We start from the raw sequence: 18,447 nt of genomic DNA, 5'->3' as shown, positions 1-18,447 counted from the left end.
GCGGTGGTCGCCGGTCGTGCCGGTGCTGACGGACGTGGAAGCAAGCCGATCGTGATTGCAACGCTGTTGAAATGGGTGGTGCCGTGGGAGTTCTCGTGGCTGTTCCTGGCCACGTTCGTGCTGGCCTGCGTGCTGTACTGGCGCGGCAGCCGCCGCCTGAGGGTGCCGTCCAGCCGGCGGCTGGCGTTCTGGATCGGCATGGCGATCATCTACCTGTCGCTGCACACCTATCTCGATTACTACGCCGAGCATGAGTTCTTCATGCATCGCCTGCAGCAGTTGCTGTTGCACCACCTGGCGCCGCTGCTGATCGTCATCGCCTATCCGGCCAGTGCGTTGCGCGCCGGCCTGCCGCTGGCGTGGCGGGCGCGGTGGCTGCGGCCGTTGCAGCGGTCGTGGCCGTGGCGGTCGGTGATGGGCGTGCTGATGAATCCCACGATCGTCACCGTGCTGTTCGTGGTGTTCGTGCTGATCTGGCTGATCCCTAGCCTGCAGACGCTGGCGATGCTGGACTGGCGCGTGTACCGCTTCATGAACTGGACGATGCTGCTCAGCGGCTTCGCCTACTGGGCGCTGGTGCTCGACCACCGCCCGCATCCGCCGGGTCGCATGGTGGCAGGCATGCGCGTGCTGTCGCCGGCGATCACCATGACGCCGCAGATCCTGGCTGGCGCGATCATCACGTTCTCGCGCACCGACCTCTATCCGATCTTCGAGATCTGCGGCCGCGCGTTTACCTTCAACGTGCTGACCGGGCAGATGGTCGGCGGGCTGATCACCTGGGTGCCGGCGGCGCTGATCGAGTCGGTCGGCGGCCTGATCGCGCTGCGCCACTGGATGCGGTTGTCACGCAACGGGCGCCTGCCGCGCAAGCCGCTGCCGCCGGCGGTGATCGCCGGCAGCGCGCACGACTGAGCGGGTTGAATCAGTGCCCGGAATGGGCAGACGCGGGGGCCTCCTCGCCCAGCGCATTGGCGGGGCGGGCGACGAAGTCGACCGGCAGGCTGCTGCCGTCGTCGAATTGCAGTTGCAGTTGCACCCGATTGCCGGGTAACACCGCCGCGGCCGGTTTCATCAGCATCAGGTGATAGCCGCCGGGCCCCAGCACGACGCTGCCGTGCGCGGGGATCGGCAACGATTCGACCATGGCCATGCGGCTCATGCCGCCCTGGGTCGAGCTGTGGTGCAGCATCACTTCCGCGTATGCCGTGCTGCGCGCGCCGGTCAACGCAACCGGCTGGTCGCCGCGGTTTTCCAGCGTGACGTAACCGCCGGCCGGCAACGTGCCGGGCAACACGCGAATCCAGGCGTGGCTGGCGTGCACCTGGTCGGCGGCCGCGGCATGCACGCCGGCAGCGAGCGACAGTCCGGCGAGCAGGGCAAACAGGCGGGCGTGCTTCATGTCGGTTCTCCCTGGTCGAGCAGCAGTTGCAGGTCGTGTACCAGGTCATCCTGCTTGTCGGCCGGGGTGTACAACACGCGCGGGTTGCCGTCGCGGTCGAACACGTAGATCGCCGAGCTGTGGCTCACTTCGTAGTTGCCGTCCTTGCCGGACGGCTCGCGGGTGAACGCGGAGCGGTAGCGCTTGACCAGCGCCTCGACCGCGCGCGGTGCGCCGGTGAGCCCGATCGCATGTTTGTCGAACGCGTTGACGTAGCCGTGCAGCACGGCCGGCGTGTCCCGCGTCGGGTCGACACTGACGAACAGGATGCGTGCGCCGTCGGCCTGCGCGCCGAGCTTCTTCATCACCACGTGCAGCTGGGCCATGGTCAGCGGGCAGACGTCCGGGCAATGCGTGTAGCCGAAGAACAGCAGCACCACCTTGCCGCGATAGTCGGTGGCGGACACCGGCTTGTTCTCGTCACTGGTCAGGTTGAACTCGAGCTGCGGCATGTGGCCGGTGAGGTCGGTCAGGCGGAACGGCAGCGGCGTCGCGCCGTGGCAACCGGCGAGCAGCGTGCCGGCAACCAGCAGCGCAAGCAGGGCGGCAAGGCGGGTGCGAAGTGACTTCATGCGAGAATCCTGCAGCTTCATCCGTTCAAGCATACGACACCGGCCGCGCCGCGGCGCCGACGGTGCGGGAGATTCACCGCCAATGCGACAACCTGCCCACCTCGCCACTGCCTTGCTGGTCGGTCTCGCCGGCGCCAGCGCGGTGCTGCTGGGCGCGTTCGGCGCACATGCCTTGCGGGGCATGCTGGACGCCCGTGCCGTCGAGCTGTGGCATACCGCGGTGGAATATCACGCCTGGCACGCGCTGGCCCTGGCGCTCGCCGTGGCGCTCGGTCACGGCCGCGGCGCGCGCGTGGCGACGGTGGCGTTTGCCGTCGGCATCGTGCTGTTCAGCGGCAGCCTGTACGCGCTGGCGCTCGGTGCGCCGCGCTGGACGGGAATCATCACGCCGTTCGGCGGGCTGGCCTTCGTGATCGGCTGGCTGGCGCTGGGTTGGGCGCTGCGTCCGCGTCACGAATAGTTTCGGCAAGTGTCATGCGGCGGTCATCGTCGACGGCGATGGTGGCGGCATGGACATGCGCATCGCCCTTCGGCATTCATCCGACACGGCCGCGTGGCCCGGGCGCTTGCTGCAGCGTCTGCGCCGGCCCGGCATCGTGCTGCTCGTCGTGCTGTGGGCGATCCTGCTGTGGTCGTGGCTGCCGGCGTCCGATGAAACGACGGAACTTCCCACGGCAAACCAGCTGGTGCACTGGCAGGGTGCCGGACACGACTGGCTGCTGGTGGTCGATCCGCAGACGCGCGAGCTGGTCGTCTATGACGCCCGCGACGGCCGGCCGCTGCAACGCCTCGGCGCCGAAGACGGCGTGCCGCCCGTGCAATCGATCGTGCTGCAGGGGCCGTGGCTGTTCGTGACGGGTGGGCAACATCCGAAGGTGCGCCTGCTGAAGCTGCCGCAATTGCAGGCGGTGAGCGCCGACACGCGTTGATCGTCAGGTGCCGATCAGCGGCAGGGTCACGTGCAGCACCACGTCGGCGCAGAAGTGCGCGAGCATCGCGTGCTCCAGTCCGTATTTCCAGAACAGGCCGCCGCTGACGATGCCGACTACGGCATTGAGCAGCACGATGCGCGCCACCAGCAGTGGGGTACCGAGCATGCCGGCGGTGTGCGCAGCGGGCAGGTGGCCGGCGCCGAACAGCAGCGCGGCCAGCACGATTGCCAGCATGAACATCCACGGCCGCGCCACGCGTCCGTTGCCGCGCGCCAGCATCCACACCATGGCGCCGATCGGGAACAGGCGGCACAACACTTCCTCCACGACGCCCCCGTAGAGCAATGCCAGCGCGCCGCGCCAGGCCGCGATGACCGTCCCGGTGTGAGCCGGCTGCGGGCCGAGCAGCGACACGCCGATCACCCCCAGCGCCGCGAGTACGCCGAGCAGCGCGGCCAGCAACCAGCGCGAACGCCGCGCCGGATCGCGCGGCTGCGCATATACCCAGGCGCGCAGCCACGGTGCGTCGAGTCCGTACGGTGCGCCCAGGCGCAGGCCCGCCCAGCCGAGCAACCAGCACAGCACGCCGGTCGCTCCCACCTGCGTCAGCACGATGGCCGGCAGCGGCCAGTGCAGTGCGGTGAGCTGCGTCGGCACCAGCGCCAGCAGATAAGGCATCAGTGCCAGCGTGGCCAACGCGCCGGCGACGCCGAACAATACGGCGAGCTTCAGGTGCGGGCCGCTGGCCGACAGGTTGGTCGGATGGGTGGGCATGGGCAGGCTTCGGGGATGGGTGGGGTCAGTCTGCGTCGTCGTCCGGCGTCGGCCGGATCGGGCCGGCCTTGAGCCGGCCGGCCTTGCGCAATGCCTCGCGCAGCACGTACTCGATCTGGGCGTTGACGCTGCGCAGTTCGTCGTCCGACCAGCGCTGCATGGCGTCGAGTACGGCTGCGCTGATGCGCAGCGGGTAGGCTTTTTTTTCGCCGGCCACGGGTCAGTACAAGGTGCCGGTGTTCAGCACCGGCTGGGTGCCGCGTTCGCCGCACAGCACCACCAGCAGGTTGCTGACCATGGTCGCCTTGCGCTCCTCGTCGAGTTCCACGACGCCCTGCGCACGCAATTGCTCCAGCGCCATGCCGACCATGCTGACCGCGCCTTCCACGATGCGGGTGCGCGCAGCGATGATCGCGCCGGCCTGCTGGCGCTGCAGCATCGCCTGGGCGATTTCCTGGGCGTAGGCGAGGTGGCTGATGCGCGACTCGATCACCTGCACGCCGGCCTTCTCCAGCCGCGCCTGGATCTCGTCGCGCAGGTGGTTGTTGATCACCTCGCCGTGGCTGCGCAGCGAGGGCTTGCCATCGTCGTGGGCGTCGTAGGGGTAGCTCTGCGCCATCTGCCGCAGCGCGGATTCGCTCTGGATGTGCACGAAGTCCTCGTAATCGTCGACGCAGAACACCGCCTCGGCGGTATCCAGCACCTGCCACACCACCACCGCGCCGATCTCGATCGGATTGCCGTCGTTGTCGTTGACCTTGAGCTTGCCGCTCTCGAAGTTGCGCACGCGCAGCGAGATGCGCTGGCGCGAGTAGAACGGGTTGGTCCAGCGCAGGCCCTCGACCCGCACGGTGCCGGCGTACTTGCCGAACAGCTGCAGCACCTGGCCCTCGTTCGGCGCGACCTGGAAGAAGCCCTTGAGCAGAAAGCCGTCGATCGCCAGCAGCAGCGCGCCGCCCAGCAACCGCGCCAGCGGCGGCGCGTCCGGCTGGCCGTGGATGGCGCCGAGCACCAGCCACACGCCGATGCCGGCCAGCACCAGGCAAAAGCCGACGAAAGGAATGCCGGCGACCGAAAAACCTTGATGTTCGTTCATGAGCAGTCTCCCTGAGGTGGGAAAATTAGATATCAAAATGATATCTGATGCAAGCGAACTTCCGGCATGCCGCGAACGCCGCCGCCGGACGCCCCGCGTGGCCGCATACAATGCCGGTTTGCCCGCACCGGAGAACCCGATGAAGCCATTCGGCACGCCCCATACCGACCACGCGCTGCGCGTGCTGCTGCTGGGCGCCGGCGAGCTGGGCAAGGAGGTGGCGATCGAGCTGCAGCGCTACGCGGTGGAGGTGATCGCGGTGGATCGCTACGCCGACGCGCCGGCGATGCAGGTCGCCCATCGCAGCCACGTGATCGACATGCTCGACGGCGCCGCGCTGCGTGCGGTGATCGAGGCCGAGCGGCCCGACCTGGTGGTGCCGGAGATCGAGGCGATCCACACGCCGACCCTGCTCGCGCTGGAAGAGGAAGGGCAGCGGGTGATCCCGACTGCCCGCGCGGCATGGCTCACCATGGACCGCGAAGGTATCCGCAAGCTGGCGGCCGAGGAGCTGCAGCTGCCGACCTCGCCGTATCGCTTCTGCGACGACGAGGCCCGGTACCGCGAGGCCGCGGCCGCGATCGGATACCCGTTCGTGATCAAGCCGGTGATGAGTTCGTCCGGCAAGGGCCAGAGCGTGGTGCGCAGTGCCGACGAGTTGCAGCACGCGTGGGAGTACGCGCAGTCCGGCGGGCGCGCCGGCAAGGGCCGGGTGATCGTCGAGGGCTTCGTCGATTTCGATTACGAGATCACCATGCTCACCGTGCGCCACGTCGATGGCGTCAGCTTCTGCGCACCGATCGGCCATCGCCAGGAGGACGGCGACTATCGCGAATCCTGGCAGCCGCAGCCGATGAGCGAAGCCGCGTTGGCCGAGGCGCAGCGGCAGGCTGCGGCGGTGACCGCCGCGCTGGGCGGCTGGGGCGTGTTCGGCGTGGAGTTTTTCGTCAAGGGCGATCGGGTGATCTTCTCCGAGGTCAGCCCGCGGCCGCACGACACCGGCCTGGTCACGCTGATCTCGCAGGAGCTTTCCGAGTTCGCGCTGCACGCGCGCGCGATCCTCGGCCTGCCGATCCCGGTGATCCGCCAATACGGACCGTCGGCCTCGTGCGCAGTGCTGGTCGAAGGCGATGGCACGGGGCCGCGTTACCACGGCGTGGCCGCGGCGCTGGCCGAGCCGGACACGCAGTTGCGCATCTTCGGCAAGCCGGAGGTGAAGGGCCGCCGGCGCATGGCGGTGACGCTGGCGCGCGCCGGCACGCTGGAGGCGGCAGTGGCCAAGGCGGTGCGCGCGAAAGAGGCGTTGCGCATCGAGCTGTGAGCCAGGCGGTGCGCGCCGTTGGGTTACGCTTGCGGCATCGCACCGGATGACGACGGGGGAGAGGCGGCATGCAATCGACGGGTTTTTCGCATTGGCTGGTGGTACTGGTGGAGACCTTCGCGCTGCTGGCGCTGATGCTGCTGGCGGTTGCGGTGCTGGTGCTGATGGCCACATGGGTGATCGACCGCAACCAGACCGCCAACGCGGTATTGCGCAACTTCCCGGTGATCGGCCACTTCCGCTACTGGTTCCTGCACCTGGGCGAGTTCTTTCGCCAGTACCTGTATTCGAGCGATCGCGAGGAGCTGCCGTTCAACCGCGCGCAGCGCGTGTGGGTCTATCGCGCCGCGAAAAACGCCGAGAACACCAACGCGTTCGGCTCCACCCGCGACCTGCGCGCCGAAGGCGTGCCGTTCTTCGTCAACGCACCGTTCCCGGCGCTGGGCGATCACCATGTGGATGCCAAGCCGGTGCGCATCGGCCCGTACGCGCGCGAGCCGTACGATCACGCCGCGTTCTTCAACATCTCGGCGATGAGTTTCGGGGCGCTGTCGGCGCCGGCGGTGCGTGCGCTGTCGATCGGCGCGGCCAAGGCCGGCATCTGGATGGACACCGGCGAAGGCGGTCTGGCGCCGTACCACCTGGAGGGCGGCTGCGACCTCGTGTTCGAGATCGGCACCGCCAAGTACGGCGTGCGTACCAGCGACGGCAAGCTCGACGACGACAAGCTGCTCGCGATCTGCGCGCACAGGCAGGTGAAGATGGTCAGCATCAAGCTCGGCCAGGGCGCCAAGCCGGGCATGGGCGGCCTGCTGCCGGGCGCCAAGGTGACCGAGGAGATCGCGGCGATCCGCGGCATCCCGGTCGGCGAGGATTCGCAGAGCCCGAACCGCCACCTGGACATCGCCAACGTAGCGCAGCTGATGGATGCGATCGCGCACATCCGCGAGCTCACCGGCAAGCCGACCGGCTTCAAGGCGGTGTTCGGCGGCATGGACTGGATCGAGCAACTGTGCGACGAGGTCGAGCTGCGCGGCATCGAGAGCGCACCGGACTTCATCATCGTCGACGGCTCCGAGGGCGGCACCGGCGCGGCGCCGCAGACGCTGATGGAAGGCGTCGGCCTGCCATTGCACGAGGCGTTGCCGGAACTGGTGAACGTGCTGATCCGGCGCGGCCTGCGCCAGCGCATCAAGGTGATCTGCTCGGGCAAGTGCATCACCGCCTACGACGTGGCGCGGGCGATGTCTACCGGCGCGGATTTTGTCAACTCGGCGCGCGGCTTCATGCTGGCGCTGGGCTGCATCCAGTCGCTGCAATGCAACCGCAATACCTGTCCCACCGGCATCACCACGCAGAACCCGAAGCTGCAGCGCGGCCTGGTGGTCACCGACAAGTGCGAGAAGGTGGCGAACTACGCCCGCAACGTGATGCACGAGGTGGGCATCATCGCGCACAGTTGCGGCGTCGAGGACCCGCGCCAGCTCGACCGCAGCCATTGCCGCGTGGTCGGCGACGACGGCATCTCCATGCCGCTGGAAAAGCTCTACCCGTATCCGATGGAGCGAGAAGTGAGAGGTTGGAAGTGAGGAGTGAGAGAAAGCATCCAGTCTGCGTCATCCCGCTTTCTCTCACTTCTCGCTCCTCTTCACTCACTCCTCTGCCGCCAGCGAAGCGGCGGGCAGTGCCCGCCCTACGCCAGATCGCGCCAGCCATCCGTGCCGCGAATCTGCAGCGGCTTGAAGCGTCGCTTGTAATCCATCTTCGGGTGGCCGTCGATCCAGAAACCCAGGTACAGCCAGGGCATGCCGCGGCGGCGGGCCAGTTCGATCTGTTGCAGGATCGCGCAGGTGCCCAGGCTGCGCGCGGTTTCGGCGGGGTCGTAGAAGGTGTAGACGGCGGAGATCCCGTTCGGGCACACGTCGGTCACCGCCAGCGCCAGCAGGCGCGTGCCCAGGCGCAGTTCGAGGAACAGCGTGGGGCTCCACGGCGCGGTGAGAAAGCGGCGGAAATCGCTGGCGTCGGCATCATCCATGCCGCCGCCGGGATGACGCGTGCGCAGGTAGTGCTCGTACAGCGCGTGGCGCTCGCGGTTGTAGCCGGGCATGCATTCGACCACCGTGAGATCCGCGTTGCGCTTCAGGCAGCGCTTCTGCGCGCGATCCGGCCGGAAGTTTTCCACGTCGATGCGGCAGGGCGTGCAGGCGTGGCACTGCGGGCAATGCGGGTAGTAGAGGTGGCCGCCGGCGCGGCGGAAGCCGCGTTCCAGCGCCGGCCCGTAAAGTTGATCCAGTTGCGGCGCGGCCGGGTCCAGCACCAGGTTCTGCGCCGTGCGCTCGGCGTAGTAGCCGCAGGCATGCGGCAGGGTCTGGAAAAGGCGGACGGGATCGGAGCGGCGCATGGTCCGATTCTATGCCGGTGCGGCCCGGTTCAGAACACGCGCAGGTAGCGCAGCATCTGCACCGCGAACACCGCCAGCACGGCCAGCAGCAGCACGCGGCGCACGCGGGTGGCGATGCGGGCGCGGCGCTCCAGCGGCGAGGCGTTGCGCGTGGCAGCCAGTTCCTCGCCGTGGCGGATCACCGGCTCGATGCCGAGGCCCATCAGCAGCTTGCGCGCCTGGCTGTAGTCGTCGGCGTGGGTGATCCACACCTGCGGCCACTGGCTGCGATCCTGCCGGCGCGGCGAATAGCTGTGCCGCTGCCAGCCGCGCCGATGGTAGTTGGAGCGATTGGACACCGTCGCCTGGATGCCGTGCTCGGCCATCAGGGCGACCACCGAATCGATGTTTTCCGGGCGGGGGGAGGTATAGATCTGGCGCATGCGGGAAGTTTACGCGAACAGCCTTGAACCGGGCGTTCAGTCGTCCCCGGCCACGCCGTTGCGCACGCGGATCAGCCCTTCCTGCGCGCTGGAGGCGACCAGGGCGCCGTCGCGGCTGAAGATCTGCCCGCGCGCCAGGCCGCGCCCACCCTGCGCGGTGGGGCTGTCGAACGAGTACAGCAGCCATTCGTCGACGCGGAACGGGCGATGGAACCACAGCGCATGATCGAGGCTGGCCATCTGCACGTTCTGGGTCATGTACGAGATGCCGTGCGGCAAGGTGGCGGTGCCGATCAGGTGGAAATCCGACGCGTACGCCAGCAGGGCGCGGTGCAGGATCGGCGAATCGTCGATCGGCGCGGTGAGCCGGAACCAGATGTGCTGGATCGGCGGGCGCTTGACCGGGTGCATCTCGTCGCGCGGCCACACCTGGCGGAACTCGAACGGGCCGTCGATGCCGAGCCAGCGCTGCAGTTTCACCGGCAGCCGCGCCAGTTCGTCGGCCGGCAGCGGATGCATCGGCTCGATGTCTTCCGGCGCGGGCACTTCGGGCATCGAGGTCTGGTGCTCCACGCCGTGCTCGGCGAGCTGGAACGAGATCGAGCCGTTGAGGATCGGCTGGCCGTGCTGGATCGCCACCACCCGCCGCGAGGAGAACGAACCGCCATCGCGGGTGCGTTCCACGTTGTAGACGATCGGTGCGCGGATGTCGCCGGCGCGCAGGAAATAGGCGTGCAGCGAGTGCGCCTCGCGCGCCGGGTCCACTGTCTGCTGCGCCGCCGACAAGGCCTGCCCCAGCACCTGGCCGCCGAACACGAAACGCGTGCCGATGTCGCGGCTCTGGCCGCGGAACAGGTTGTCTTCCAGCCGTTCGAGCTGCAGCAGTTCGACGAGTTCGGCGACGTGGTCTTCGCTCATGGGGGATCCTTGCAGGGGGCGCCAGTATAGCGGCGGCGCCCCGCGATCCCCGTTCAGCGGTCGAAGGTGACGGCGATCTGCCGGGGATCGAGCGCGGCCAGGAAGTCGCGGGCGTCGAAAGCCTGGCCCGGGGCGAGTGCGCCGGTACCGCTGACGCGGCCGTCCAGAATGCGCTGCAACGCCTCCACCAGCAGCGGCGCGGTCACCGCATAAATGTCACGGCCGCTGGCAACGGCGCGCAGGCGGCGCTGGTCTCGGTGTACGCGTACGTCGACCACGAACCGCTGCGCGGAACGCCCGCTGCCGTCGGCGGCCACCGGTGCCGGCGTGGACGGATCGCGCAGGTCGCGCAGCGGAGCCAGGTTCATCCATGAATGCAGGTCGCCGCAGGTGATGTGCCGTGGCAGCACGACGGCCTCGGACAAGGGCAGCAGCACGGTTTCCAGTCGTCCGAACGGGGCCGGGAAATCCGTCTCGCGCAGCGGCGCGGGGTCGGGCACGGTGCGGCTGCGGCCGTGCTCGATGCAGGTGCGCGGGTAATGATTGCGCTCGCCGGTGATGCGGGTGCCGCGGGTGGGATGCCAGCCGTCGAGCGCCACGGCGACGTCCACGGCATCCGCATCGGTGGCGCCACCGAGCGCGGCGCTGGCGAGCAGGTCGGCGAGGCCGCCGTAGAAGGCCATCGCCGGCAGCACGGTCACGCCAGCGGCTTTCGCCGCCGCATCGCGTGCGAACGTATCGAGCACGGCGCGTTGTTCCGCCGCCACGTCCAGATAGTGGATGCGTGCGCGCAACGCGGCATCCAGCACCGGCCCCGCCGTGTCGAGGAACGGCCCGGCGCAATGCAGCACGGCGGCGGTGCCGGCGAAGGCGGCGTCCAATGCCGCGGGATCGTCGACGGATGCTGCATGCACTTCCACGCCGGTGGTCGCAGCCAGTTGCTGCAGCCGGGACGCGTCGCGGCCACAGGCGACCGGCACGAAACCGCGCCGGCGAAGCTCGTCCAGCACGAAGCGGCCGGTATGGCCGTAGGCGCCGTACACGGCGACGCGACGATTGCTCATCAGGTAGTTCTCGGGAGTTTCCGGGTCATGTCGGCGATCCCGCCGGGGCGTTTCTCGGCGGCGGATCGGCGCCCCGAGGGGCGCCGATCCTGTGGCGAGGGGGACTTCGCCGCTCACGCTTGCGCTGCCGCCTCGCGCAGCTTCTGCGCGCATTCCTCGCAGCACACTTCGACGGTGCGTCCGCCGATGGTCACTTCGATCGCGTTGTGGTCCAGCGGGTAGTCGCAGGCGGCGCAGGTTTTCTCGTTCATGGGGATTCTCCGTGGGCTGCCCGGGATCGGGCAAGCGCAGGAGACCATGCCGCGGCAGGCGCGGCTGTCAGGATCTTTAGCGACTCACGATGCGCGCGTCAGCGCGGCCTGGCGGAACGCGCTGGGCGTGCGGCCGTAAGCCTGGCGGAACGCGGCGCTGAAGTGGCTGTGGCTGGAGAAGCCGAGGTCCAGCGCCAGGGCGGCGACGTCCTCGCAATCGGCGATCCGGTCCAGCGCATGCGCCAGCCGCAGGCGCAGGTGATAGCGGTACAGCGGCATGCCTTCGACCTGCTGGAAGGCCTGGGTGAGGTAGACCGGCGAGCCGCCGATGTCCGCGGCGATCTCGGCCAGCGTCCAGCGCCGGGTGAGGTCGCTGGCCAGCAGCAGCTTGGCCCGGTCCACCAGCCGCTGGCGCGCGTGGCTGGCGCCGGGAGCATGGGTGGTGCGAGGGCCGAGGCTACGGCAGACCAGGGTCAGCGCCAGGCTCTCGGCTTCCAGTGGCTCGATGTTGCCGTGGCGCAGGCTGTGGCGCAGCAGTGCCACCAGCACCTGGGCGCGTTCGTCGATGCGCAGCGACTGGCCGTGGAATACCGGTTCGTCGCGACGCTGCAGCAGGTCGGTCGGCGCCAGCTCGCGCAGCAGCGGTTGCGCGATCGACAGCGACAGGCAGGCATCCCCACCAGTCGCCGGATGGCTGACCTGGTAGTTCTGGCCGGCATTGAACAGCAGCACGTGGTTCGCATCGGCCACCGACTGCGTGCTGCCGACGTGGCGCAGGAACAGGCCGCGATACGGAAACACCAGGTGCGTCGCGGCCGCGCATTCCTCCGCGCTGCGATGACGGCACTCGCCGCGGCAATGCACGTCGTGCGCCGCGACGAGCGGCGTTTGCAGCAGCGGCTGGACGGTGAATTCCGACATGGCCTGGGCCGGGGGAGGCTGGTTCGCAGTCTAACGCAGCCGTTGCAGGCCGCAGGCGGGCACGATGGCGTCCCACGGGAAGCGCACGCCGGGGTCGAGCTTGCGACGGATCTGCTGCGCGGGATCGTCGCTGGCCGGGATCAGGTCGGTGTCCAGGTCTTCGTGGCCGGCGATCCGGCGCAGGTTCGGGAACGCCGCGCGCAACTGCGTCAGCAGGGCAAGCAGGGCGTCGATCTGCGCGGCGGGGTAGGGCTCGGTCATGGTCTGGCGGCGCGAGTCGAACCAGTCGGGGTAGCGGCCCGTGTTCACCAGCTCGATGCCGATCGAATTCGCGTTGTGCCCACGTACGTGATGGGCGATGCGCGTGCCGGGCACGTAGCGGCAGATCGTGCCGTCGCGGTCGATGTAGTAGTGGCCGCTGTTGCCGGTGCCGCTCGGATGCAGCACGCGTTCGCCGTATTCGCGGGCCATGGCCAGGTCGGGTAGCTCGGTGCAGTGGATCACCACCAGTTCGATGGCCTCGGCCGGGCGCTCGGGCAGCCGGTCGACGTAGGGCAGCGGCTGGTCGTGGAGGGTCAGGGACATCGGCCAAGTCTCGCATGGCGCGGCCGGAGCCGGAAACGCCGCCTGCTACCATGCGCGTCTTGCTATTGGCCTTTCCGGAGACCGCCATGCGCGGCCAGATCATTCTTTCGCACGGCTCGGATTCCGCGCCGGAGGCGACCAAGGTCAGCGCGCTGGCCGCGCAGGCGGAGGCGCTGGGCTGGCGCACGCAGCGACCGGACTACCGCAGCGACGACGCGCGCGGCCATGCCGGGTCGGTGGCGCCGCGGATCGCGCGCCTGCGCGCCACGATCGAATCGCTGGACGCGCCGCCACTGCTGGTCGGGTCGAGCATGGGCGCGTTCGTCTCCGGCCTGGTCTCGCTGGAGGTGCCCGTGGCCGGGCTGTTGCTGCTCGCCACGCCCAGTCAAATCCCGGGATACGCGCGGGCGTTCGATCTGCGTCCCGGCGTGCCCACGATGCTGATCCACGGCTGGCGCGACGAGGTGTGCCCGCTGGCCGGCGTGCAGGCGTTCGCCGCGAAGCGCCGGCTGCCGCTGCTCGTGCTGGACGACGACCACCGGCTGGGCTCCAGCATGGAGCTGATCGCGACGCAGTTCCGGGCCATGCTCGAACGCCTGGCGAGCGCCGCATGAACCACTACTTCGCCACCTGCCCGAAGGGCATGGAGTACCTGCTGCGCGACGAGCTGGTCGCGCTCGGCGCGCTCGACGTGCGCGAGGCACTGGCCGGCGCGCACTTCTCCGGCACGCTGGAAACCGCCTACCGCGCCTGCCTGTGGTCGCGCCTGGCCAGCCGCATCCTGCTGCCGCTGGCCGAGTTCGACGCGGCCGACGACGAGGCGCTGTATCGCGGCGTGCAGACGATCGACTGGAGCGCGCACCTGGCCGCGCACGGCACCTTCGCCGTGGACGCCGGCACCGCGCTGAGCAAGCTCACCCACAGCCAGTTCGTCGGCCTGCGCACCAAGGACGCGGTGGTCGACCAGTTCCGCCAGCGCGACGGCTCGCGCCCGGACATCGACACCGACGAGCCGGACATCCGCATCAACCTGCGCCTGCGGCGCGACCGCGCCACCGTATCGCTTGATCTCGCGGGTTCACCGCTGCATCGCCGCGGCTGGCGCGAGGAGCAGGGCGAGGCGCCGCTCAAGGAAAACCTCGCCGCGGCGATGCTGCTGCGCGCGCACTGGCCCGAGGTCTACGCCGGCGGCGGCGCGCTGCTCGACCCGATGTGCGGCTCGGGCACCCTGCTGATCGAAGGTGCGTTGATGGCCGCCGACGTGGCGCCCGGCCTGCGCCGCGAATACTTCGGCTTCCTCGGCTGGCAGCAGCACGACATCGCGCTGTGGCGCAGCCTGCTGGACGAGGCGAAGCAGCGTGCCGAGACCGGCTTGCGCGCGCTGCGCCCGTGCTTCTTCGGCAGTGACGCTGACCCGCGCATGGTGCAGACGGCCAAACGCAACGCGCAGGCCGCCGGCGTGGCCGGCTTTTTCACCCTGGACAAGCAGGACATGGCCCGCGCCGCGCCGCCGCCCGGCGTCGGCTACGGCCTGGTCATCACCAATCCGCCGTACGGCGAGCGCCTCGGCGACCGCGCCGAGATGCCGAAGCTTTACCGCGCGCTGGGCGACACGTTGCGCCAGCGCTTCACCGGTTGGCGCGCCGCGGTGCTGGCCGGCGACCTGGAGCTGGGGCGTGCCATGCAGTTGCATGCGGACAAGCGCTACGCGCTGTACAACGGCGCACTGGAAACCGTGCTGCTGACGTTCGACCTGAAGCCGCGCGACGAGACGCCGCGCGAACCCAGGCCGCTCTCGCCGGGCGCGCAGATGCTGAAGAACCGGCTGGAGAAGAACGTCAGGCATTTGCGCAAGCGGCTCACCCGCGAAGGCATCCACTGCTGGCGCGCCTACGACCAGGACCTGCCCGAGTACGCGGCGGCGATCGACGTCTACGGCGACACGGGTGGCGACGACCATTTGCACATCCAGGAGTACCGCGCGCCGGCGGATATCCCCGCAGACGTGGCGCGCCTGCGCCTGCGCGAGATCGCCCGCGTCGCCGGCGAGGTGCTGGGCGTGCCGCGCGAACGCATCGCGATCAAGACCCGCGAGCGCGGCAAGGGCGGTTCCAAGTACGGCCAGCTCGACCAGCGCGGCGAGTTCATCGAAGTGGAGGAGGGCGGCCTGAAGTTCCTGGTCAACCTCACCGATTATCTCGATACCGGCCTGTTCCTCGACCACCGGCTGGTGCGCGCGAAAGTGCGCGAGCTGGCCGACGGCAAGTGCTTCCTCAACCTGTTCGCCTACACCGCCACCGCCAGCGTGCACGCGGCGGCCGGCGGCGCGCTGGAAACCACCAGCGTGGATCTGTCGGCCACCTATCTGGAGTGGGCATCGCGCAACCTCGCGTTGAACGGTTTCACCGGCGCCGACCATCGGCTGATGCAGTTCGACGCGCTGGAGTTCCTGCAGCGTGATCGCGGCCATTACGGCCTGATCTTCGTCGATCCACCGACCTTCTCCAACTCCAAGCGCGCCGAGGATTTCGACGTGCAGCGCGACCACGTGAAGCTGCTCGAAGCCTGCAACGAACGGCTCACCCGTGACGGCGTGATCGTGTTCTCCAACAATTTCCGTCGCTTCAAGCTGGATCGCGAGGCGCTGGAGCCGCACTTCGAGATCGAGGACTGGAGCGCGCCCAGCATCCCGTTCGACTTCGCCCGCCGTGCCGACATCCACGGCTGCTGGCTGCTGCGCCGGCGCCGGGCCGTGACGGGAGTCAACCCGTGGGATACGGCGCGCATCAAGCCGTGAACCTTTCAGTGCGCATTAAGCCCGCGCGCTCGACTATCCCCGCGTACAACGGAGAACGATCATGAACACAGCGGGTTTGCGTGCTTCCGGCAAGAGTGCCGCGGTCGGCCTGGCGCTGGTCGCCGCGTTGGCAATGCCTCTGGGCGCGTCCGCGCGCGGCTGGGGCGGGCATGGTCCCCATGGTGGCTACTACGGCGGTCACCATGGCGGTTATCACGGCGGCTACTACGGTCATGGCGGCCACTGGAGCGGCGGCCGCTGGATCGCCGGGGCCATCGTCACCGGTGCCGTGGTCGGCCTGGTCGCCGACGCGCTGCGGCCGGCTCCGGTTTATTACGACCAGCCGGTCTACCGCGCGCCGCGCACGGTGGTGTACGAGTACGGTGCGCCGGTGGTGACCCGCCGCGTGGTGGAAACGCGTACCGTGGTGTACGACGACCCGTACCAGACGCGTTACATCCGCGACGACGGCTACGACCGCGACGACGGCTACGACGGCAACTGAGTCACGTCGTGATGCGAGTGTGCGAGCCCGGCCCCGGCCGGGCTCGCGCGTTTGTACCCGTCGCAAGACGGCGTGTCCGATCACAAGTTCTGAACAACTCTCGCGGCATCCTTGAGGGCATGCACTTTCGCACCATCATGCCGCTGTCCCGTGGCCGGTTCGTCCGGCCGTCGCGACCGCGGCGCAGCATGCATGACCGTTGATCCACTGTCGGCCCGCGCCGGCACCGCCGCGCGTTTCGAGCGGGTGCGCCGGCAGACGCCGGCGCTGTGCGCGAGCCTGACGGCCGAGGACATGCAGCTGCAGTCGATGCCCGACGCCAGCCCGGCGAAATGGCACCTGGCGCATACCACCTGGTTCTTCGAGACCTTCGTGCTTGCGCACGACCCGGCCTGGAAGCCGCGCGACCCGGCCTGGCATTACCTGTTCAACTCCTACTACCAGTCGGTCGGGCCGATGCACGTGCGCGCGCAGCGCGGGCTGCTGTCGCGGCCCTCGCTGGACGAGGTGCGCGATTACCGCCGGCGCGTGGACGAGGCGGTGCTTGCTTTGCTGGATCGCCGCGACGATCCGGAACTGGCGAGCCTGGTCGAGCTGGGTCTGCAGCACGAGCAGCAACACCAGGAGTTGTTGCTGACCGACATCAAGCATGCGTTCTGGTGCAATCCGCTGCAGCCGGCGCTGCATTCGTCGATCGCGGCACCCGCGGGTGCGCCCACGGTGCCGCTGCAATTCCTGCCCGGGCGCGAGGGCATCGTGGAGATCGGCCATCGTGGCGAAGGCTTCGCCTTCGACAACGAAACCCCGCGCCACCGCACCCTGTTGCAACCGCATGCGCTGGCAAACCGGCTGGCGACCAATGCCGAATACCTGGCGTTCGTGCGTGAAGGCGGCTATCGCGAGCCCGGCCTGTGGTTGTCCGACGGCTGGGCCACGGTGCAGCGCGAAGGCTGGCAACATCCGCTCTACTGGCAGGATGACCTGGCCAGCGAGTTCACCCTGGCCGGCGTGCGTGCGCTCGACCCCGCCGAACCGGTATGCCACCTGAGCTACTACGAGGCCGATGCGTTCGCGCGCTGGGCCGGCGCGCGGCTGCCGACCGAGGCGGAGTGGGAGTCCGCCGCGCAGGGCGTCGCGATCGAAGGCAACCTGCAGGAAAGCGGGCGCTTCCAGCCGCTGCCCGCGCACGCTGGCGAGGGCGCGCTGCAGTTGTTCGGCGACGCGTGGGAATGGACCGCCTCGCCGTACGTCGGCTACCCCGGTTACCGCCCGCTGCCCGGATCGCTGGGCGAATACAACGGCAAGTTCATGTGCGGCCAATGGGTGCTGCGCGGCGGCTCCTGCGCCACCCCGCGCGATCACATCCGCGCCAGCTACCGCAATTTCTTTCCACCCCATGCCCGCTGGCAGTTTGCCGGGCTGCGACTGGGACAGGACCGATGAACAGCATGCAAGCCTGCGGCCTTCGCGACGACGAACGCCGCCCGCCCGCCAGCGAACTGCTCGAAGTCGCCCGGCACGGGCTGGCGCTGAAACCCAAGCGGCTGCCGTCGTGGCTGTTCTACGACCAGCGCGGCTCGGCCTTGTTCGAGCAGATCTGCGAGCAGCCGGAGTACTACCTCACCCGCTGCGAGATCGCGTTGATGAGCGAGCACGCCGCCGACATCGCCGACAGCCTCGGCAGCGACGTGCGCCTGGTCGAGTACGGCAGCGGCAGCGGACGCAAGACGCGCATGCTGCTGCGCCACCTGCGCGAGCCGGTGAGTTACGTGCCGGTGGAAATCTCGCCCGAGCCGCTGCAGCACAGCGTGCAACGCCTGGCGCAGGAGTTTCCGCAACTGCCGCTGCAACCGCTGTGTGCCGATTTCAGCAAGCCGTTGCGCCTGCCGATTCCGCCGCGCGCGCCGCGCCGCACGGTGCTCTATTTCCCCGGTTCCACCATCGGCAATTTCGAGGCGCATGACGCGGTGGCCTTGCTGCGCAAGATGCGCAGCGAGATGGGCGACGCCGGCGGCCTGCTGATCGGGGTGGATCTGAAAAAGGACCCGGCGCTGATCGAGGCCGCCTACAACGATGCGGCCGGCGTCACTGCCGAGTTCACGCTGAACATGCTGCTCCGGCTCAACCGCGAGATCGGCAGCGATTTCGACCTCGCCGCCTTCGCCCACCGCGCGCGCTACAACCCGATGGCCGGGCGCATCGAGACGCAACTGGTCAGTCGGCGCGAGCAGCAGGTGGCGATCGGGCGCGACAAGGTGCGCTTCGGCGCGGAGGAGGCTGTCCAGGTCGAATACAGCTGCAAGTATTCGCTGGAGGATTTCGCGGCGCTGGCAGACAAGGCGGGGTTGGCGGTGCAGCGGGTGTGGACCGATTCCCGACGGATGTTCAGCGTGCAATACCTGGTGCGTGCCGGCCTGCGGATGGATTGACGCCGCGGGCGGGAGGGC

General features: G+C 69.0%; 22 protein-coding genes. 10 read left to right on the top strand and 12 right to left on the bottom strand.

Translation table 11 applies throughout. The annotated features are described in order from the left end of the window. Positions 1-51 precede the first annotated feature (51 nt). Entirely contained in the window at positions 52-915 is an 864-nt protein-coding gene (locus ACFCQI_RS00780; RefSeq protein WP_395119453.1) for a cytochrome c oxidase assembly protein, read from the top strand. A gap of 10 nt (positions 916-925) precedes the next feature. On the opposite strand, the gene ACFCQI_RS00775 is transcribed toward ACFCQI_RS00780, so the two are convergent. Further along, a complete protein-coding gene (locus ACFCQI_RS00775) occupies positions 926-1,402 on the bottom strand; it encodes a copper chaperone PCu(A)C (RefSeq protein ID WP_395119451.1) in 477 nt (158 codons plus the stop codon). Continuing rightward, positions 1,399-2,013, bottom strand: a complete 615-nt coding sequence (locus ACFCQI_RS00770) for an SCO family protein (protein ID WP_395119449.1) — start codon at positions 2,011-2,013, stop codon at positions 1,399-1,401. Before ACFCQI_RS00770 ends, ACFCQI_RS00775 begins: the two co-directional genes overlap by 4 nt. An 82-nt stretch (positions 2,014-2,095) precedes the next feature. On the opposite strand from ACFCQI_RS00770, the gene ACFCQI_RS00765 reads away from it, so the two are divergent. Together ACFCQI_RS00765 and ACFCQI_RS00760 are read left to right on the top strand one after the other, a co-directional pair. Then, positions 2,096-2,473: a DUF423 domain-containing protein gene (locus ACFCQI_RS00765; RefSeq protein WP_395119447.1), complete on the top strand. Its 378-nt coding sequence runs from the start codon at positions 2,096-2,098 to the stop codon at positions 2,471-2,473. A gap of 55 nt (positions 2,474-2,528) precedes the next feature. Further along, on the top strand, positions 2,529-2,942 hold the full coding sequence (locus ACFCQI_RS00760; RefSeq protein WP_395119445.1) for a hypothetical protein: 414 nt from the start codon (positions 2,529-2,531) through the stop codon (positions 2,940-2,942). A 3-nt stretch (positions 2,943-2,945) separates the two neighbouring features. On the opposite strand, the gene ACFCQI_RS00755 is transcribed toward ACFCQI_RS00760, so the two are convergent. Genes ACFCQI_RS00755 through ACFCQI_RS00745 form a run of 3 tightly spaced genes read right to left on the bottom strand, consistent with a single transcriptional unit; the run spans position 2,946 to position 4,815 of the window. Next, positions 2,946-3,719, bottom strand: a complete 774-nt coding sequence (locus tag ACFCQI_RS00755) for a type II CAAX prenyl endopeptidase Rce1 family protein (RefSeq protein ID WP_395119442.1) — start codon at positions 3,717-3,719, stop codon at positions 2,946-2,948. 25 nt (positions 3,720-3,744) lie between these two features. Then, positions 3,745-3,936: an Arc family DNA binding domain-containing protein gene (locus ACFCQI_RS00750; protein ID WP_395119440.1), complete on the bottom strand. Its 192-nt coding sequence runs from the start codon at positions 3,934-3,936 to the stop codon at positions 3,745-3,747. Between the two features lie 3 nt (positions 3,937-3,939). Next, positions 3,940-4,815, bottom strand: coding sequence for an SPFH domain-containing protein (locus ACFCQI_RS00745; RefSeq protein WP_395119438.1), 876 nt, complete (start codon positions 4,813-4,815; stop codon positions 3,940-3,942). Between the two features lie 139 nt (positions 4,816-4,954). On the opposite strand from ACFCQI_RS00745, the gene purT reads away from it, so the two are divergent. Together purT and ACFCQI_RS00735 are read left to right on the top strand one after the other, a co-directional pair. Continuing rightward, positions 4,955-6,136, top strand: coding sequence for a formate-dependent phosphoribosylglycinamide formyltransferase (purT, locus tag ACFCQI_RS00740; RefSeq protein WP_395121412.1), 1,182 nt, complete (start codon positions 4,955-4,957; stop codon positions 6,134-6,136). A 68-nt stretch (positions 6,137-6,204) separates the two neighbouring features. Next, complete coding sequence (locus ACFCQI_RS00735) at positions 6,205-7,725, top strand: FMN-binding glutamate synthase family protein (protein WP_395119436.1); 1,521 nt, start codon at positions 6,205-6,207, stop codon at positions 7,723-7,725. A gap of 104 nt (positions 7,726-7,829) precedes the next feature. On the opposite strand, the gene ACFCQI_RS00730 is transcribed toward ACFCQI_RS00735, so the two are convergent. The 7 genes from ACFCQI_RS00730 to ACFCQI_RS00700 all read right to left on the bottom strand — a co-directional run bounded on the left by ACFCQI_RS00730 (position 7,830) and on the right by ACFCQI_RS00700 (position 12,698). After that, positions 7,830-8,537 carry an arginyltransferase gene (locus ACFCQI_RS00730; protein ID WP_395119434.1) on the bottom strand — a complete coding sequence of 236 codons (708 nt, stop codon included), beginning with the start codon at positions 8,535-8,537 and terminating at the stop codon, positions 7,830-7,832. A gap of 29 nt (positions 8,538-8,566) precedes the next feature. After that, complete coding sequence (locus tag ACFCQI_RS00725) at positions 8,567-8,959, bottom strand: hypothetical protein (RefSeq protein WP_395119432.1); 393 nt, start codon at positions 8,957-8,959, stop codon at positions 8,567-8,569. A gap of 36 nt (positions 8,960-8,995) precedes the next feature. Beyond that, positions 8,996-9,877, bottom strand: coding sequence for an acyl-CoA thioesterase (locus tag ACFCQI_RS00720; RefSeq protein WP_395119430.1), 882 nt, complete (start codon positions 9,875-9,877; stop codon positions 8,996-8,998). A 53-nt stretch (positions 9,878-9,930) separates the two neighbouring features. Beyond that, complete coding sequence (locus tag ACFCQI_RS00715; protein WP_395119428.1) at positions 9,931-10,941, bottom strand: saccharopine dehydrogenase NADP-binding domain-containing protein; 1,011 nt, start codon at positions 10,939-10,941, stop codon at positions 9,931-9,933. 113 nt (positions 10,942-11,054) lie between these two features. Further along, a complete protein-coding gene (locus ACFCQI_RS00710) occupies positions 11,055-11,192 on the bottom strand; it encodes a hypothetical protein (protein ID WP_395119426.1) in 138 nt (45 codons plus the stop codon). An 84-nt stretch (positions 11,193-11,276) separates the two neighbouring features. Next, positions 11,277-12,113, bottom strand: a complete 837-nt coding sequence (locus tag ACFCQI_RS00705) for a helix-turn-helix transcriptional regulator (protein ID WP_395119424.1) — start codon at positions 12,111-12,113, stop codon at positions 11,277-11,279. 30 nt (positions 12,114-12,143) lie between these two features. After that, positions 12,144-12,698: an N-acetylmuramoyl-L-alanine amidase gene (locus tag ACFCQI_RS00700; RefSeq protein WP_395119421.1), complete on the bottom strand. Its 555-nt coding sequence runs from the start codon at positions 12,696-12,698 to the stop codon at positions 12,144-12,146. 86 nt (positions 12,699-12,784) lie between these two features. Here ACFCQI_RS00700 and ACFCQI_RS00695 point away from each other — a divergent pair, with 86 nt between their 5' ends. The 5 genes from ACFCQI_RS00695 (at position 12,785) to egtD (ending at position 18,429) form a co-directional block, all read left to right on the top strand. Continuing rightward, positions 12,785-13,312, top strand: coding sequence for an alpha/beta fold hydrolase (locus tag ACFCQI_RS00695; protein ID WP_395119419.1), 528 nt, complete (start codon positions 12,785-12,787; stop codon positions 13,310-13,312). Then, positions 13,309-15,495 (top strand): bifunctional 23S rRNA (guanine(2069)-N(7))-methyltransferase RlmK/23S rRNA (guanine(2445)-N(2))-methyltransferase RlmL, encoded by a 2,187-nt coding sequence (gene rlmKL, locus ACFCQI_RS00690; protein ID WP_395119417.1) that lies wholly within the window; start codon positions 13,309-13,311, stop codon positions 15,493-15,495. The genes ACFCQI_RS00695 and rlmKL overlap by 4 nt, the downstream gene beginning before the upstream one ends. Positions 15,496-15,556: 61 nt before the next feature. Beyond that, the gene (locus tag ACFCQI_RS00685; RefSeq protein WP_395119415.1) at positions 15,557-16,000 is read left to right on the top strand and encodes a hypothetical protein; all 444 of its coding nucleotides are present in this window, start codon (positions 15,557-15,559) and stop codon (positions 15,998-16,000) included. 192 nt (positions 16,001-16,192) lie between these two features. Further along, complete coding sequence (gene egtB / locus ACFCQI_RS00680; protein WP_395119413.1) at positions 16,193-17,443, top strand: ergothioneine biosynthesis protein EgtB; 1,251 nt, start codon at positions 16,193-16,195, stop codon at positions 17,441-17,443. After that, positions 17,440-18,429, top strand: coding sequence for an L-histidine N(alpha)-methyltransferase (gene egtD / locus ACFCQI_RS00675; RefSeq protein WP_395119411.1), 990 nt, complete (start codon positions 17,440-17,442; stop codon positions 18,427-18,429). Before egtB ends, egtD begins: the two co-directional genes overlap by 4 nt. The last annotated feature ends 18 nt before the right edge of the window (positions 18,430-18,447 follow it).

This window comes from Rhodanobacter sp. FW102-FHT14D06 (assembly GCF_043950705.1).
GTDB lineage: Bacteria > Pseudomonadota > Gammaproteobacteria > Xanthomonadales > Rhodanobacteraceae > Rhodanobacter.
Note: the sequence above shows the minus strand (reverse complement) of the source record. Positions and strands in the feature narration are given on the sequence as shown.